This is a genomic window from Sediminitomix flava, assembly GCF_003149185.1.
Lineage (GTDB): Bacteria > Bacteroidota > Bacteroidia > Cytophagales > Flammeovirgaceae > Sediminitomix > Sediminitomix flava.
In genome coordinates this window covers 722,766-739,084 of sequence record NZ_QGDO01000001.1, presented here as the reverse complement: position 1 = coordinate 739,084, position 16,319 = coordinate 722,766, and the positions used below count along the sequence as shown (strand labels likewise).

Sequence of the window (16,319 nt, the reverse complement as noted above, 5' to 3'; positions counted from 1 at the left end):
GCATCAACAATATTTTCTAGTTGTATCATCAGCACTGATCTTTCTAGCCTTGTTTTTTATGATGCTTCAATTGATTCAGCATAAAGACAATTTTCAGATTGTAAGCGTCATTAATCAAACCTTGCTTTCATTTCCATTCTTATTACTTGTCATCTTGATTGATATGCAAATGATCAGATGGATCAGTAATAAAGTTTTATTCCGAGACAATTTCATTTTAAGACTAGTAGTAGAGCTTAGTCTAGGAGCCGTTTTATCAGTAAGTATCTCGCTGATTGCCAATTATGTGTTTTTGGGAGAACGGATTTTCGATCAACTTCTGAGTAAGTTCATCTTAAATGTGCCCTCTATCTCAGCGATTTTTATCAATTTCTTGATGATCTTTCAATTAGAATTTTTTTTCCAATACGATGATCAACGAAAGAAAGAACTAGAAATCATTAAACTCAAAAGTGAAAACTCAGAGTACTTATATAATCAACTCCGAAGTCAGCTCAATCCTCATTTTTTATTTAATAGCCTAAATGTATTAAGTGCACAAATCAATGCCGACCCTCAAAATGCAGTGCTATTCACCAAGAAGTTATCTAAAATCTATCGCTACGTTCTCAACTATGACAGAACGGAGCTTATCGCTGTTGAGAAAGAGTTAGCCTTTGCTTCCGACTATATCGAAATATTAAAAATCCGTTTGGGAGATCACCTTGATTTTTCTGTTGAATTAGGTAAAGAGGAACGAAACAAATCGATTCCACCCATGACTTTTCAGTTGCTCATTGAAAATGCAGTGAAGCATAACATTGTTTCGCAAGACAAGAAACTACACTTAAGAATCTATGCCGAAGAAGATTTGATCTGTATTGAAAACAACAAGAACCCAATGAAGAAAAGTGAAGATTCGAATGGAATTGGACTAATGAATCTGAATAGTAGGTTTAAGCTTGTCTGTAATTCGGAGCTGCAAATAACAGAGAGTGAGCTGTTTTTTCGAGTAAAAATTCCAACGATCTAACAAAGCGTAAAATAGCTAAATGTATGAAAGTAGTAATTATAGAAGATGAACCTTTAGCACAAGAGCAACTGAAGCGAATTATTACGGAAAACTTTCAAGCTTATGAAATAGTAGCCATTCTAGAGTCTGTTGAAAAAAGTGTGGATTGGCTAAAGAATAATTCATGCGACTTGATTTTTATGGACATTCAGCTTACAGATGGGAAGAGTTTTGAGATTTTTGAGCAAGTGGAAGTTCGTACCCCTATCATCTTTACCACAGCCTACGATGAATATGCGATTCAAGCCTTCCAAGTAAATAGTATTGGATATATCTTAAAACCCATTGACGAAGAAGAATTAAAGAAAGCGATTCAAAAATTATCATATAAAAAAGAAGCAGAAAACTCACCAAGCGCAATCAATCAACTGATTCATCAACTCAATCGTCCGACTTATCGAAAACGTTTTGTCGTCAAATTGGGGGATAATTACCATCATGTAAATACAAGGGATATTGCTTATGTCTATTCAGAAGAGAAGGTAACTTTCCTTGTGACAAAGAAAGAGCAGAAGTATATCGTAGATGAAACTTTAGATAAGATAGAAACAGCGCTTAATCCACAAGATTTTTTCAGACTAGCTCGAAATATTATATCCTCTGTAGATGCAATCAAAAGTACCTCTAAGTATTTCAACAGTAGATTGTTGATCACGCTTTCGCCTACATTTCATGATAAGGTTTTAGTGAGTAGAGTAAGAGTAGCTGATTTTTTGAGATGGCTTGATTCTTAGGACTTATTGAGACTTGTTTTCTCTTATCATAGCTAATGATTCTTAGTTTTAGATTGAAAACCGATACGATCGTATGAAATCAGAAAAAGTAAACAAAGAAAATAGAAACATTTGGGATGTAAATGCCAATGATTGGGATGAGGCAATGGGAGAAGCAGGGAATGATTGGCATAAAGAATTGATTGCTCCCGAAACTGAACGACTTTTGGGACTTAAAGAAGGAGACAGGCTTTTAGATGTTGGGTGTGGAAATGGACTCTTTGCCAGACGAATGGCTAAAAAAGGCATTCAAGTTCGAGCCTTTGATTTTTCGGAGAACAATATTCGAAACGCGAAAAAGTACGATTGCGATAATATAAGTTATGAAGTCTTAGATGCGACCAATGATGCTGATTTGGAAAGCTTACAAGATATGACCTACGATGGCATTGTATCTAATATGGTTTTTATGGATATGCCCGATATCGAGAAACTATTTAAGCAAATTCATAAGCTATTGACCGATGAAGGAAGCTTTGTGTTTTCAATCCAACATCCTTGTTTTAATTCTGAGTTTGTAGAAGTACAAGAAAGTAACTCTTTAGTTATTCATGATTATATGAAAGAAAGTACTTCAAAAGGAACGGCAATCACAACGCAAAAACAAGAGCAATTTTATTTTCATAGACCTATCAGTTATTACCTCAATCTAGGAGTGCAGAATGCTCTGGTGATTGATGGATTTTTTGAACCTACTTTTGAACAGAATAACCGAGATGATGTATTTAGCAAGTTTCCACCTATTTTGATTGTCCGAATGAGAAAAGCGTAATCGGATATTGGCTGAAGCTACAATTCCAAATTTCTTCATGACTTCTATCCTTAAGTTCATGCCTTGTAATTGTAAGCTCATCGGATATACATTTGAAATAGGGCATAACAAAACGTCTTTTGTACTGTAATCATAATTTATAGACAAATGACAAACAAACTTGTATCGTTTCTAATTATCATACTCATTGCTCAACAAGCAGTAGCCCAAAATATTACTCAAGAAATTAAAGGAAAAGTAATCGATGTAATCACAGGAGAACCGCTTATCGGAGCCACTGTAAGCATTGAAAATACAAATACAGGTGCGATTACCAATCAGGATGGACATTATACCTTAGAAAGCGTAAGCGTAGGTAGACATACCATCGTCGTTTCTTATATGGGGTATAAGCAATCACGACTTCCCGGAATTCTAGTGACTTCTTCCAAACCATTGTTTTTGGATGTGAAATTGGAGGAAGATTCCGAAATCTTGGAAGGAGTAGTTGTGACAGCTCGAAAAGGAAGCGAGTCTTATAATACCATGGCGCCTGTAAGTGCAAGATCTTTTACAGTAGAAGAATCCTCTCGTTTTGCAGGAGGTTTAAGTGACCCATCACGTGTAGCCTATAATTTTGCTGGTGTTACATTTTCAGCTCCACAAGATAATGGTGTAGTTATTAGAGGTAACTCTCCGAACAGTGTATTATGGCGATTGAATGGAATGGATGTTCCTGGTGCAGCACATTTTGGTGGAGGAAACCTTGCAGGAGCTGGTCTAATCTCCATTTACAGTTCAAATATGCTTAAGGGTTCAGACTTCTTTTCTGGGGCATTTCCAGCAGAGTTTTCCAATGCCACTTCTGGGGTGTTCGATGTGAGTTTCAGACAGGGAAACAATGAAGAACATCAGCATATGGCTCAGATGGGTATTCTTGGTGTAGATTTAGCATCAGAAGGGCCGATTAACAAAGATAAAGGCTCTAGCTATCTTGTAAACTACAGACATGGCTTCATTGGTTATTATGGTGAATTGGCAGGGGGAGCTGCGCCACATTTCCAAGATTTATCTTTTAATCTGAGTTTCCCATCAAAGCAAATAGGAGATATATCTGTTTGGGGTATGGGAGGCTTGAGTAGTAACCCAACACCTTTCAAAAAATATCAAGTAAAACATGATGAAGATAAAGACGAGTATAACATAAAATACAGAACGTATTTTCAAGATTTTTTAGAAAAGGACATTCATTTTGGAATGGGAGCTGTAGGGATAAATCACAATATCAATGTAGGAGGGGCTTCGGCACTTCGCTCAAATATTGGCTATACCACAAACTACTATAAAAATGATGTGAGTTACTTTACTCAAGATGCCGATACCTTGAACACAGGCTCATTGTCTCCTTATGCAAAGTATAAAACGCACGAAAGTAAACTTGAATTTTCTACACGATTGTACTCTAAACTCAGTCGAAAAATTACGAATGAAACAGGCGTTAGAGCAAGTTTATTACATGTAGATTCTTACGCTTCTGAAGCGCCACAGCCTACTTCAGCCCTTCACGAACATTACAATGTCGTGGGGAATAGCTTTAGCGTAAGTGCCTTTACACAGTTCAAGTTTAGCCTTAGTCCAACGGTAGATTTAACCACAGGGCTTTCTACGACAAAGTTTGAGATGGTAGATGAAGTAACGCTAGAACCAAGAATAGGATTAAATTGGCAGTATTTACCTTTTGCTAACTTTGGTTTAGCCTACGGTCGTCATACCAAAAGAGAAGAATTGAAGACATATTTCTACAAAAGACCCGAAGATAATCAGTTCAACGATCTGAAATTATCTAAGGCAGATCATTATGTATTAAGTCTTGGTTTTGACCTTTCCGAAAATACAAGCTTAACCATAGAAGCTTATTATCAGGAGCTGTTTGATGTACCTGTGATTGAAGGAACTCCTTATTCTTTTGCCAATTATTCTAATGTATGGCAAGTAGATGGCGCAATCACGAATGATGGAACAGGAACAAATATAGGTGTAGATGTATCCTTAGAACGCAAAATGGATAGAGGTTTCTACTACCTGCTCACCGCATCAATCTTTGATTCTAAATATACCGATGCGATGAATATAGAGCGTAACACCCTTTACAATAGAAACTATATGGCTACGCTTGCACTTGGGAAAGAGTTTGTTGTGAAAAAGAAAAACCTATTAGGTTTTAACTTCAATGCAACTTATATGGGTGGTGGACGATTGACTCCTTACCTAGAAGCAGAAACGCATGAAAACAGATCGGTTGTGAATGATGAAACCCGATTATATGAATGGCAGGGTAGACCAGAGTTTTGGCTAAATGCAGGGATTACCTATAAGATCAACAAGGAACGTACAACCCGTACTTGGGGCTTAGACTTCCAGAATGCAGTGTTAACACAGCAGATGGCTGGTTATAAATATAACTTGAGAGAGAACACTATTGATGAAGATAATGTATTGTTCTTGATACCGAATTTGTACTACAAAATAGAATTTTAAGGTAATATGAGTGAGTTAAAGGTAAAGCAATTTTTCGGTTGGAATTTATTGCTGATTATGGCTTTCTTTTCTGTCATTTTTCAGTTTGTACTTCTAGCTTTCGACTGGCACTACAATGGAAGAGCATTAGAATTTTCATTTGGACTCTTATTCGAGTTTATCATCAATTACTTCAATCTGTTGTTTGTGGCTGGTATGACTTTCAAAATTGTGAATTGGTTAAACACCACAAAGCTCGCATGGTCATCCAAAACAGCCTTTATTCGTACTTTTGTAGACTTTATCGTTTTCTCGATACTTACCTTTTCTTGGATTTTATTTGTCAATCAAATCATTTCTTTGATTGTGGGGAAAGATCTAATCACAGGAGAGAAAATCGTTTACCTTTTGGCCGTAGGCACTATTGTCAATCTGTTTCTTGTTCCAATTATTGAACTGATGGTTTTGATGAATACACATTATGAATCGGAATTGAGAACAAAACAATTGCTACATGAGAATACAAAATATAGGTATGAGTTATTGAAAAATCAGATCAATCCTCATTTCTTATTCAATAGTCTAAGTGTACTCAGCCCGTTGATTAGTATTTCTCAAGATAAAGCCAAAAAGTACGTAAACAGCTTCTCGATTGTACTTCGTCATGTACTTGATTTTAAAGATTCAGACCTTATAGAATTGAAAGAAGAATTCAAGTTTTTAGAACATTATACCTTTCTTCTCAAGACAAGGTTTGGAGAGGCATTTGTTCTGAAAATAGAGAACAAGACTGCGTGTGACCGCAAATATATTTTACCTATGGTACTTCAATTACTGATTGAAAATGTAGTGAAGCACAATAAAATGTCGGATGAAAACCCGATGGTAGTCACTCTAAAAGTAAAAGAGGATGGGGTAGAAGTCTCCAATCCAATAGCCATGAAATCGAGCACGAGCTCATGGGGTATTGGTCTAGAAAATATAAAAATGAGGTACAATACTTTTGGGCAAGAGATTGTCATCGAAAATAAAGATAATGTGTTTAAAGTGTTTGTTCCTTTTATTGAAGCCTTATGAATGTATTGATAATTGAAGATGAAAAGCTACTTCAGCTAGAGTTGATCAAACTGCTAGAGAACTATAAAGATTTTGAAGTTGTAAAGTGTATCCAAACCGTAAGCGAAGGGGTGAGTTGGTTGAAAGAACACGGGGATAAGCTTGATCTTATTTTTATGGATATCGAACTTTCAGATGGAATTAGCTTTGAAATTTTTGATTCGGTAGAAGTAAAAACACCTATTATATTCTTGACCGCTTACAGTGAATATGCCATTCGAGCGTTCAAAGTAAATAGTATTGATTACCTCTTAAAGCCGATCAGTTCAGAGGAACTTGAAAAAGCAATCGAAAAATTCAGCGCTTCAGAGAAAAAGAAAGAAATAGATACCGCTATATTTCAGGATATTTTTGCGAAGCACAGTCCTCAAAAAACACAGCGATTATTGATTCAAACAGGGGATAACTACAGCTATATAACTGTAGACGAAATTGCCTATTTCGTAGCAGAAGATAAATACACAACTATAGTCTCTTTTGATGGAAAGCGAAGCCTTCTTGACAAAAGCTTAAATCAGCTAGAGACAATTTTACCACCCGAAAAATTTTACCGCCCAACTCGGAATGTGATCGTAAATATTGAAGCCATTGTAAAAGCCTCAAAGTATTTCAATAGTCGTCTGAAATTGAGTTTAAAGCCTCAACATGATTTTGAAATCATTATCAGCAGAGCAAAAGTTAAAAGCTTTTTGGATTGGATGGGGATTAGTGATTAAAAACAGCAACATTGAGTAGACCTAATTATCAATTCAGGTTATTCCTGTTATGCTATCCTTAGAATTAGCAAAGCGTTCTAAGGATTTATTAATGATACAAGAGTCTTCAGACTCGATTTTAAACTTGAAAATCCGAAAATATCACATAGTTCACTCAGACTAAAAAAACAGAAAAAGGCGATCATCCCAAACTAGATGATCGCCTTTGTATTGTTCCTTAAATAATTTTCTAAGCTTCTTTATTCAGTGTACAAGTTTTTATTCCGAAAGGAGCATATAACGGACAGAAACTTAGCAAGCTTGTTAATGTAAATACCAATGCCACAGCGATCAAGGATATTCCTAAAACGCCAGAAATGATATCCATATAAAATAATATTGCAATCAATTGAGCGATAAAAACTCTTATTGCGCGATCGAGTAAGCCCATATTTCTTTTCATGATAGTTAAGTTTTTGCGTAAAAAATGGATAATGAAGCCGAGTATAGTTACAGATGATTTTTCTTACTTTGACCTCATCTTTTAGTGACCTAAATGTAGTATAGTGTGAAGACTAAAACCTTGATGGAGATCATCAGAATAAGATATCTTTTGAGAAGGTTTAATATGGCAAGCAAAGACAAACTTCAGTACCTTGATTTTCCTTACTTTTTACAGAAATACTCCCTTGATGTATCTCTATAAAATGTTTTACCGTGAGTAAGCCTAAGCCTGTTCCTTTGATATTGTTGGCATTGGATGCTCTAAAAAACGGGGTAAATAAAAACTCAAATTCAGTTTCTGGAATTCCGATCCCCCGATCTCTAATGAAGATCTCAACATGATGTGTTTTATACTCAACTTGGATGAATGGTAACCGATGTTTTGGGTCGAATTTTATAGCATTTGAGATTAAGATTTCAAGACTTTTTTTGATGAGTTTTTCATCTAAGGCTAGATTCTGAATAGCTCCAATCGTTGTGATCGCATGATGATGAGATGTCGCTTTTTTCCATGTAGTCTGCTGAAGCAACTCTTCCAAGAGCACCAAAAGATTGGTCGGTTTGAGAGTTAAGCTAAGTTTTTCCTTTTCTATATTTTCAATATAAGTAATTTGTTCAATCATTTCAGTCAGATCAGCTATGGCACCATAAATCCGATTGTACTGAATTTCATCATTAGGATCATCTTTATGTCTTATTCTATTTTTCAATTCTAAGAGTTCCGCAGAGCTTTGTATGGTAGTCATCGGAGTTCTAAACTGATGGGCTACCATCATAATGAATTTACCTTTCAGCTGATTTATCTCCTGTTCTTTTCTGAGAGTAGTTTTGAGTTGTACTTCTTTTTCATAAAAGGCATTTTTCCATTTGTGGTATTGCTTCTTCGATATATACAATGAGTAAAAAGCAATCGTAAGTGCGAAAATCCATCTGATAATAATATCCTTTAAGCTTAAGTCTTTGATTAAAATAAGGTCATGGTGCTCATGCTCTAGATAAAAGAATATAAAGAATAAGAGTAATGAACTGCCAATGATGTATTTAAAATAGACTTTTGGAAAAAATTGAATTAGCAAAATCAATAAAGGGAAGGAAACGATTGGGAGAAAACCCTTAATACCACCTAAGAAAGCCCAAGTGATAAATAATAGGATGATAACAATTAGGGAAAAAAGGTATAATGCCGTAAAGAATTTTTTTCTGATTCGCGAAGCTCTGTAAGCGAATACTGCCGTTACAAAAAGAAAAGTGATTGGGTATATAAAAAGGTCAAAATTGCCTGAATTAGCTTCAATACCAAGAAGAAAAGGACTACCAAAAATAACGAGTAATAAACTGCTATTGAGCATCTGGTGTTCGAATGTAAACTCACTTTTATCTCCTAGCAGTTGAATAGAAGAGAATTTCTGAACGTACATATATTAGATTGAAGGGGCTTCGACTTTTAGATTATTCTTTTTAAAGGGTAAACTAAGCTTGAAGGTAGTCCCTTCTCCTTCCTTGCTTTTAACGGTGATTTGTCCATCATGTAATTCTATAAAATTTTTAACCACAAATAAACCAACGCCTGTTCCTTTGATATTGGCTACATTTTTTGCTCTAAAGAAAGGTGAAAAGAGCTCTTTTTGTTGTTCTTCTGGAATGCCTAAACCTTTATCTGAAATGCTTATTTGCACATTATCTTTTGTAAAACAAATATTGATGTTAGGGAAGCGATGTTGAGGATCATATTTAACGGCATTCGATATCAAGTTTGAAATACAATGCTCCATCAAAATAGGATCGGCTTGTATTTGTCTTGCAGTACCTGTATAGGTTAAATCTATCTTTTGAGTCTTTTTAGTCGTAGGATAATTGTTAATAATCTTTTGAATAAAGCTTTGGAGTTCTAACATTTTAGGATTGAAATTTACATTATTCGCCTGTATGCTTTCATAGTTGAGCATTCTTTCCATAATGTTAGTTAGGGTGTCTATTGCTCCATAGATATTCTCGAATTGTCGGCTAGTTTTATCAAGTTCAGAACCTTGAAAACTTTTGCTAGCCCTAAGTTGAATGAGGTTTGTAGAGCTTTGTATCACTGTCATTGGAGTACGAAACTGATGCGATACCATTGCCAAAAAAGCGCCTTTCATTTGGTGCCGTTCCTGTTCTTTTTGGAGCATCTGTTTTAGTTCCTCTTTTTGTTCATGAAGTATATTTTGTGCTTTGTCATATTCATTTTTGAATAGCACAATGATTGCCAAAATGATCAACATAATTGCGCCCCAATTAATACTGGCTAAAGCTATTTTTTCTTCAATGGTAGATGAAACTTCTATTTGGAGTTCTGAAAATTTAACCTCAGCGAAAATGACAGCACTAAAAAGTAATACAGAAGTGATGATGAATAGAGGATTGTATTTTTTGGGAATTAAATGAATATCGATAACAACAATTCCAATAAAGGTAATTGGAACTAGCCCTAATACTCCTCCTTTCTCCTTCCATAGCATCACTATGATAATTAGCTCAAGTACAATTAATATGAGTAAGCTTACAAGGTATCTTCGGTATATTCTCGTAGTGAGATATCCAATAAATCCCAAAATTATACTACTGATGATGATAATGGAAAAAAGAGGAGTGAATGTTTGAATCCCAGTTATATATAAAGTAGATGTTGCTATTGATCCACAAAAAAATGTACAGTTGATCACTCGCTCTTTGAATGAGAAATTATCTTTATCACCCAGCAAAAAAGCTGAAGAGAAATATTTTGGAAGAGAAATGATCGGTTTCATAAAGGGAAAACTTATTCAAAGTTAGAGCAAAGAGCGAACTGAATTTAGCGCAGACTAAATGTAATGGAGCTAGACCTTAAATTTCTTGGGTTTTATTAGGAAATATATTGTGTGTATGTTTTTGAGAGAATACTGCTTTTTTACTTCAGACTTTAACTACAATAAATTCTCCGAGTCTAAAAGAGAAGTGAAAGCGTGAGCAAATGCAAAACTGAAATTAGAACTTCAGTTGATCGGTTTTTTTACAGAAAAGAAGAAGAATAAGAGAATGCTATCAGTGTATTGCTATTGAAAATTCTATTTGGGAGCAGAAAAGAGTAGCTTAAAACAGTGTATAACGATACAATTTGTGTGCTTAAGCGACCTTTGGACGGACTTCTCCCATGTAAGTTTGTCTTTTGGTTTTGACAAACTGTTCTTTGATGCCTTGGAGAAGAGCCGTAGGGGATAAAGCCAGAATTTGAGTATACAAGACATCGACCATCGTTTTAAATTTCCAACCTTCATGGCGGAAAAGTAAAAGATAGAGTAAACCATCTTTTCGGTAGTCAAATGTTTTGTAGGCATTCGGAACAGCTCTAAAAATGAGAAAATGACTGAATTTGGATGCAAAAGCTATTTTTATCTTTGGTTTTCGGCCTATACTCGTATCAGAAAACCATCGTATATCTTTCCTTTTCGCATATAACTGATAAGGCTTTTTCTTCTGACTATATGCTTTTCTTTTGGGGCGACTACCTACTCGTTTTTTTCGTGCTAAATATAATGAATGTGCATAGTCAGGGTCATAACTGCCATCTTTCTTACGATTTCTTTTTAACTCTCGGTATAGGGTAGAAGGAGCTACATTCAAAGTTTCAGCAATAGCGGTAATGCTAAGTTTGAGTTGTAACCCTTGTGCAAGGATTTGTCGGTCGATATGGCGTATATTTTGACTCAAGTATTGGTAAAAAGGCTTGATAATGTAAAAAGATCAATCCGCAAAAATAATGCTAGAAACAATGATTGTTAAATTATATTCTATTTAAAGTAGAGTGATATTTTATGTAGGCTTGATATGTTATAAAATAAAACACCTACAAACTTCGGTCTGTAGGTGTTCTTTGATTTAATAAGTCGATAAGTAGGTGGGTATATGAATTCGAGTAATTTCGATTTCCATTCAGATTGATCTTTCACAGTGGTTACAATTGTTTTTTACTTAATTGTAGTCTTCATTTTTTGTCTTGACACAAAAAACGAAGCAAAAAAAGTCAAGTCCCATTCTATCATCCTCCCCACAAATCATCCCAAGCTTCGCACGATGGGACTAGCCTCCCTCTTATGCGTCTAGTGGGTTGTTTGCCACAAAAGCGGAGAAGCGGTAGCTAGTGCGCTGACCGTTTTTTATGTGGCTTGATTTTCTGGGCGGACGCAGTCTTCGTTTCTTTGATCAAGCAAAGAAATGAAGACTACCATTTGAGTAAGGAATACAATCTCCACTGTGTATGAATTTCTATGAATGGAAAATAGGTATAACTATCCTTAGAGTTAGCTAAGCGATCTAAGGATTAATCTATGAATGAAAGAGTCTTTAGACTCAAAATCAGTAATATTGTCGAGTCTGAAGACTCTCACATTCGTTTGTAAGTTCTTAGAGTTACTCTAAGAACAGTATTTTTTCATCTGAAATTATTTGTCCTAGTACTTAAGTTATCCTTTATCAGAGCTTATTAACTTAGCTTGGTACTACTTCGTCAACTTGACAGATTCAGATATACCTGCTCCAACAATATTCGCTACATAAACTCCCGAAGGAAGTCCATTGACATCTAGCTCTATTTTGTTTAAGCCCGTTTTTACCTCAAGGGATTCAACCAAAACAGTTCTTCCAGCCATATCTGTAAACGTAACTTGAAGTTGTCCATCCTTTTCAGAATTGAATTCAAGGTTTACGATTTCTTGGATGGGGTTCGGGAAGATTTGGAATTGAGTAGTAGCTTCAAGAGAAATATTTGCTTTACGCGCATTTCCATTGCTAAGGTATGTGATGTACAATTTAGGTGCTTTACTGCTAGAGCCGTTGTATGACTCGGCGGTTCTTCTACCGTTACCTTCAATGATAAAAACCATGTCATTTCCAGATGACCAACCCGAACGATTGACTACTTCTTGTACCAATGAAGATAAGTTAGGTGTTTGTTGTGCCGTTCCTGCAGCGCCTACACTACTCCAAGTGGCAGGAGTCCAAGAAACAGAAGCAGAAGTTTTTGTTCTTGATGAAATGTTGTTTGAAGAACTGCTGAAACCTGCGGCATCATTTGTGTCTTGAGCATAGATTTGTAGGTTTCCACTATCATTTTTCGTCTCGTCTACTGTAAATTGGATATAAGCATCGCTGATGCTTACGCCTTGTGGAATCGACAAGCCTGTAAAACGAATACCTACTTTTTGGTTTCCTGCCGACTGATGTGAATCGTATACTAACTCCAAGTCAGAGCTGTTTAGATACATATTTCCACTTTCAGCCTCTTCAGCATCATCGTTTCCTGTTGCTACGCTTTTAGAAATAGTTACAGGAGTTCCACCAGTTTGGATGGCAGAGAAGTTAGCACTTACCGTTTTATTCGAATTCATGGTAATGCTGATTGGGTTTTGAGAACCACTTACAGCCCCCGACCATGAGCTAAATTCATAACCGCTATTTGGTGTGGCAGTTAAAGATACAGTTGAACCTTCGGTGTAAGTAGATTGGTTTGGCGATTTGGATACGCTACCGTTAGATGTATTTATACTCAATGTATATTCATTTGGAGTAGGAGTACTCCCGCCACCTACAGTATAAGTGATGTTGAGCAATGCAGCACTACCCGAAACGCCGTCGTAAGATTCAGCAGTTCTTTCGCCGTTACCTTCAATGATAAAAACCATATCATTTCCAGATGACCAACCCGAACGGTTGACTACTTCTTGTACCAATGTTTTCAATTCTGGAGTTCTTTGCGCACTTCCTGCTTGTCCTATACTAGACCAGCTAGAAGGAGACCAGTTTACTGAAGCAGAAGTTTTAGTACGAGAAGAAACATTGTTGTTAGAAGTAGAGAAGGCAGAAGCATCGTTTGCATCTTGAGCATAAATAGTGAGTGTACCGTTTGCCCCACCTGTTTCATCCGTAGTAAATTGAATAGATGCATTGTCAATAGTTGCTCCTTGAGGAATATCCAAGCTTAAAAAACGAAGACCAACAGTTTGATTTCCTCCGTCGTAAACTAGCTCAATATCTGAACTATTCATATACATGGAGCCATCAGTTCTTTCTTCCACATCATCATTACCAGAAGCAATACGAACGCTCAAGCTTTCTTGTACAAGTCCTACGTTTACCTGACGACTCTCAGATGTTGTAGCATATCCGTCGTTATCTTTCGCAATGGCATAAATACTGTAGTTTCCATCTGCTGGCAGATTATAATTAAGGCTGTAAGGCGCAGATGTATCTGTCCCAACCGATTGTCCATTGACAAAGAATTCAACAGCCGTAATATTGCCGTCTGCATCAGAGGCAGAAGCACTTAAAGTAATTGACTGAGGGCTTTCGTAGTAAGTACCATTTGTAGGAGCAGTGAGGCTAACTTCAGGCACACTGACATTTGTATTCAAAATGCTCACGACCGAACCGTTTGAAGGCGACCAGATGTCTAAGTTGGAAGGAGCAGTGAAAATGTTGTGGTCACTTACCGTACCAACGCTAGTGGCATTGTCTACTCTTACTGTTCTCAACTCGATTTTAGATTCATCTACAAAAATCCATTTCACTTGATTAAACATTCCACTATTTCTTGTCCAAGCTTTGTTATCGTTGTTAGAACGCAGTGGAGCACCCCAACATCCTTCACCTGCGTAGACCGTACCATTTACATCATCTCTGATAAAACCTTCGTCGCTTCCACTTCCTGTAGTAGGTCTAAGAGGCCAAGTTGTTTTTACGGTATGGGCATCACACTCTACCACCAACTGAACTTTGTGATCGTAGAAAAGATTTGCCCAAGAGCTGTATTGTGTATTTCCTTCAGACTTAGAACTCACATGCGGACGCATAGGCTTATGGTATTGTGCCGTTTTCCAAGTGACATTAGCATTGGCTGCTAAGTCGTTTGCGAGCCAAGTAGTTTGGTTACCGCTGATAGACATTTCGGTGTTTAAGGTATAAGTTCTGATCAGATCACCACCAAAAGTAATGGCATAATATACATCAGATGAAGGCGTATCAAATAGGTTATAAACCATCGTGTTTGAGCTTTCATGATTTCCACGAGTAGCCACAATCGGAATCATTCTTCCGTCAGAACCTGTGGTCAATTGCCAGTCGTCAAACCAGTCTTGCCATTCTGAATTTGTACCAGAGGAAGTCATATCTCCACCAAAAAGAACCGCATGAGGTCTTAGTTTAGATACAATTCGATTTGCATTCTGTCGTGGAGTTCTGTTGTTACGAGAATCGCCACCCGCGATAAATGACAAACGATCAGCCGAAGTAGCAGGAGCAGTCTTGAACCAAAAGCGTTGGCTAGTGCCTTGGCTATCTCTGATGACAAAATAGTAAGCTGTATTGGGTTGAAGTCCTGTCAGACGAGCAAACTGATTACTCATCCCTGCATAAGAAACCGAACGGTCTACCGTTTTGCTCATTGGATAAGCACTGTAGTTGGTTCCAAAATCTGTTGTTCCGTAATAGACAACAGGGTTGCTGCCTGAAATTTGATTCCAAGCGATGGTCATTGTTGTTGATGGATTGCCACGTAATACCAAACGATACTTGTCGGTATTGGCCATAATTGCTGAAAGGCTTAGCCCCATTAGCATTAGCGTTGTGATACATACTTTGAGTAAAAGATTCCTCATGATTCTGTTTTAGTAGGAATGAATAAAAAAGTTAAGTTGCCGCAAGTTGACTTAATCGTATGAATGGCTAATGAATAGATAATCAATGAGATAATAAGTATAGTTGACTTGTTAACCTTGGGGTATTAATCTGTTTATAATGTCCTAAGGAAGTGTGATCTTTTATTCATAAATGGTTGACATTAAGGAAAATAAATAGAACTATATTTTCGAACTATTTCATTGACTTATAAAAAGTATCCCCATGAAAAAACAACTACTATTTTATCTTTCTATTAGTGCTTTTTGTGTTTTAATCGGTCGAGCATTTCAACACCTTGTTTGGGATGCTCCATTTCGTACTTTGTTATGGGATGAGGCTTTGCTTAGAAATTTTGTGGAAAATACATTAGCATTTGATTGGTTCAGCTATGTGACTAGCCCTGTGACCGATCAATGGATCAATGCTACAATTACTCTTTTTGGTGTACTTTATTTACTTGCAGCTCTTTCCATTTTTGGCCTTCAAAAAGAAGGCATCTTGAGAAAACTAGGAATGGGTTTGCAGTTGATCAGTAGTGTAGCACTTATCTTTTTGGCCTTTCTTTATGCGAAAGAAAAGTTTATGCAACTTGCGCAGTTTTTGGAATATTCAGCCCAGTTTTCAGCACCATTTTTACTTTGGTATATGATCAGAAATCGGGAGAAAGAATTTCCTGTATTAGCCGCAAAAGTAATTATCGCACTTACATTTATCTGCCATGGTTTGTATGCTGTAGGCTTTTATCCTTTACCAGGGAAGTTTCTAGATATGACCATTGCTACTTTAGGAGTCAGTGAAGACCAAGCAAAATACATGTTGTTGGTAGCAGGCATTCTAGATTTTATCGTAGCCATAGGGATTTTTATTTCAAAAATTGAAAGACCAATGTTGATCTATATGGTTGTATGGGGAAGTTTAACGTCATTGGCAAGATTGACAGGGCATTTCCATTTGGAGTTTTTAGAGAATACATTTTTACAATGGCTTCCTGCTGTGATATACCGAGTACCACATGCTTTATTGCCTTTCATCATTCTACAACATAGTCTGAATACACAAAAAGTTGAAGAACTGGACGTAGAGGAAGTAGTAGTGGCATAGTTTCAGTTAGCTTCCTAAGAATTTAGTATAAAAGAAAAAGCTCAAATTAGTATAGTTACTAGTTTGAGCTTTTTGTTTTAGGGCCTTATTATTCTGTAAGGATTTGCCACAAGTTAAGCCAACTC

At 36.5% G+C, this 16,319-nt stretch carries 12 protein-coding genes; 7 read left to right on the top strand and 5 right to left on the bottom strand.

From position 1 onward, the window contains the following. Window positions 1-58: 58 nt before the first annotated feature. The 6 genes from BC781_RS02775 (at window position 59) to BC781_RS02750 (ending at window position 6,924) form a co-directional block, all read left to right on the top strand. Window positions 59-1,012: a sensor histidine kinase gene (locus BC781_RS02775; RefSeq protein WP_158281381.1), complete on the top strand. Its 954-nt coding sequence runs from the start codon at window positions 59-61 to the stop codon at window positions 1,010-1,012. 23 nt (window positions 1,013-1,035) lie between these two features. Further along, entirely contained in the window at window positions 1,036-1,785 is a 750-nt protein-coding gene (locus BC781_RS02770; protein ID WP_109615722.1) for a LytR/AlgR family response regulator transcription factor, read from the top strand. A gap of 73 nt (window positions 1,786-1,858) precedes the next feature. Further along, window positions 1,859-2,596 carry a class I SAM-dependent methyltransferase gene (locus BC781_RS02765; RefSeq protein ID WP_109615721.1) on the top strand — a complete coding sequence of 246 codons (738 nt, stop codon included), beginning with the start codon at window positions 1,859-1,861 and terminating at the stop codon, window positions 2,594-2,596. 147 nt (window positions 2,597-2,743) lie between these two features. After that, entirely contained in the window at window positions 2,744-5,113 is a 2,370-nt protein-coding gene (locus tag BC781_RS02760) for a TonB-dependent receptor (protein WP_109615720.1), read from the top strand. A 6-nt stretch (window positions 5,114-5,119) separates the two neighbouring features. Then, complete coding sequence (locus BC781_RS02755) at window positions 5,120-6,169, top strand: sensor histidine kinase (protein WP_109615719.1); 1,050 nt, start codon at window positions 5,120-5,122, stop codon at window positions 6,167-6,169. Then, window positions 6,166-6,924: a LytR/AlgR family response regulator transcription factor gene (locus BC781_RS02750; RefSeq protein ID WP_109615718.1), complete on the top strand. Its 759-nt coding sequence runs from the start codon at window positions 6,166-6,168 to the stop codon at window positions 6,922-6,924. The genes BC781_RS02755 and BC781_RS02750 overlap by 4 nt, the downstream gene beginning before the upstream one ends. 229 nt (window positions 6,925-7,153) lie before the next feature. Here the strand turns inward: BC781_RS02750 and BC781_RS02745 are convergent, their stop codons facing one another. The 5 genes from BC781_RS02745 to BC781_RS02725 form a co-directional block, all read right to left on the bottom strand. Further along, window positions 7,154-7,366: a YgaP family membrane protein gene (locus tag BC781_RS02745; protein ID WP_109615717.1), complete on the bottom strand. Its 213-nt coding sequence runs from the start codon at window positions 7,364-7,366 to the stop codon at window positions 7,154-7,156. Window positions 7,367-7,526: 160 nt separating this feature from the next. Next, on the bottom strand, window positions 7,527-8,825 hold the full coding sequence (locus BC781_RS02740) for a sensor histidine kinase (protein ID WP_109615716.1): 1,299 nt from the start codon (window positions 8,823-8,825) through the stop codon (window positions 7,527-7,529). 3 nt (window positions 8,826-8,828) lie between these two features. After that, a complete protein-coding gene (locus BC781_RS02735; RefSeq protein ID WP_109615715.1) occupies window positions 8,829-10,190 on the bottom strand; it encodes a sensor histidine kinase in 1,362 nt (453 codons plus the stop codon). A gap of 355 nt (window positions 10,191-10,545) precedes the next feature. Then, window positions 10,546-11,130, bottom strand: a complete 585-nt coding sequence (locus tag BC781_RS02730) for a helix-turn-helix domain-containing protein (RefSeq protein ID WP_158281380.1) — start codon at window positions 11,128-11,130, stop codon at window positions 10,546-10,548. 788 nt (window positions 11,131-11,918) lie between these two features. Then, window positions 11,919-15,071 (bottom strand): Ig-like domain-containing protein, encoded by a 3,153-nt coding sequence (locus tag BC781_RS02725; protein WP_109615713.1) that lies wholly within the window; start codon window positions 15,069-15,071, stop codon window positions 11,919-11,921. Window positions 15,072-15,315: 244 nt separating this feature from the next. Between BC781_RS02725 and BC781_RS02720 the strand changes: the two genes are divergently transcribed. Continuing rightward, window positions 15,316-16,194, top strand: a complete 879-nt coding sequence (locus tag BC781_RS02720; RefSeq protein ID WP_109615712.1) for a hypothetical protein — start codon at window positions 15,316-15,318, stop codon at window positions 16,192-16,194. The last annotated feature ends 125 nt before the right edge of the window (window positions 16,195-16,319 follow it).

Bases quoted from the DNA above. Each gene is read 5' to 3' on its own strand.
- BC781_RS02775 (WP_158281381.1), top strand. From the start codon at position 59: ATGATGCTTCAATTGATTCAGCATAAAGACAATTTTCAGATTGTAAGC.
- BC781_RS02770 (WP_109615722.1), top strand. From the start codon at position 1,036: ATGAAAGTAGTAATTATAGAAGATGAACCTTTAGCACAAGAGCAACTG.
- BC781_RS02765 (WP_109615721.1), top strand. From the start codon at position 1,859: ATGAAATCAGAAAAAGTAAACAAAGAAAATAGAAACATTTGGGATGTA.
- BC781_RS02760 (WP_109615720.1), top strand. From the start codon at position 2,744: ATGACAAACAAACTTGTATCGTTTCTAATTATCATACTCATTGCTCAA.
- BC781_RS02755 (WP_109615719.1), top strand. From the start codon at position 5,120: ATGAGTGAGTTAAAGGTAAAGCAATTTTTCGGTTGGAATTTATTGCTG.
- BC781_RS02750 (WP_109615718.1), top strand. From the start codon at position 6,166: ATGAATGTATTGATAATTGAAGATGAAAAGCTACTTCAGCTAGAGTTG.
- BC781_RS02745 (WP_109615717.1), bottom strand. From the start codon at position 7,366: ATGAAAAGAAATATGGGCTTACTCGATCGCGCAATAAGAGTTTTTATC.
- BC781_RS02740 (WP_109615716.1), bottom strand. From the start codon at position 8,825: ATGTACGTTCAGAAATTCTCTTCTATTCAACTGCTAGGAGATAAAAGT.
- BC781_RS02735 (WP_109615715.1), bottom strand. From the start codon at position 10,190: ATGAAACCGATCATTTCTCTTCCAAAATATTTCTCTTCAGCTTTTTTG.
- BC781_RS02725 (WP_109615713.1), bottom strand. From the start codon at position 15,071: ATGAGGAATCTTTTACTCAAAGTATGTATCACAACGCTAATGCTAATG.
- BC781_RS02720 (WP_109615712.1), top strand. From the start codon at position 15,316: ATGAAAAAACAACTACTATTTTATCTTTCTATTAGTGCTTTTTGTGTT.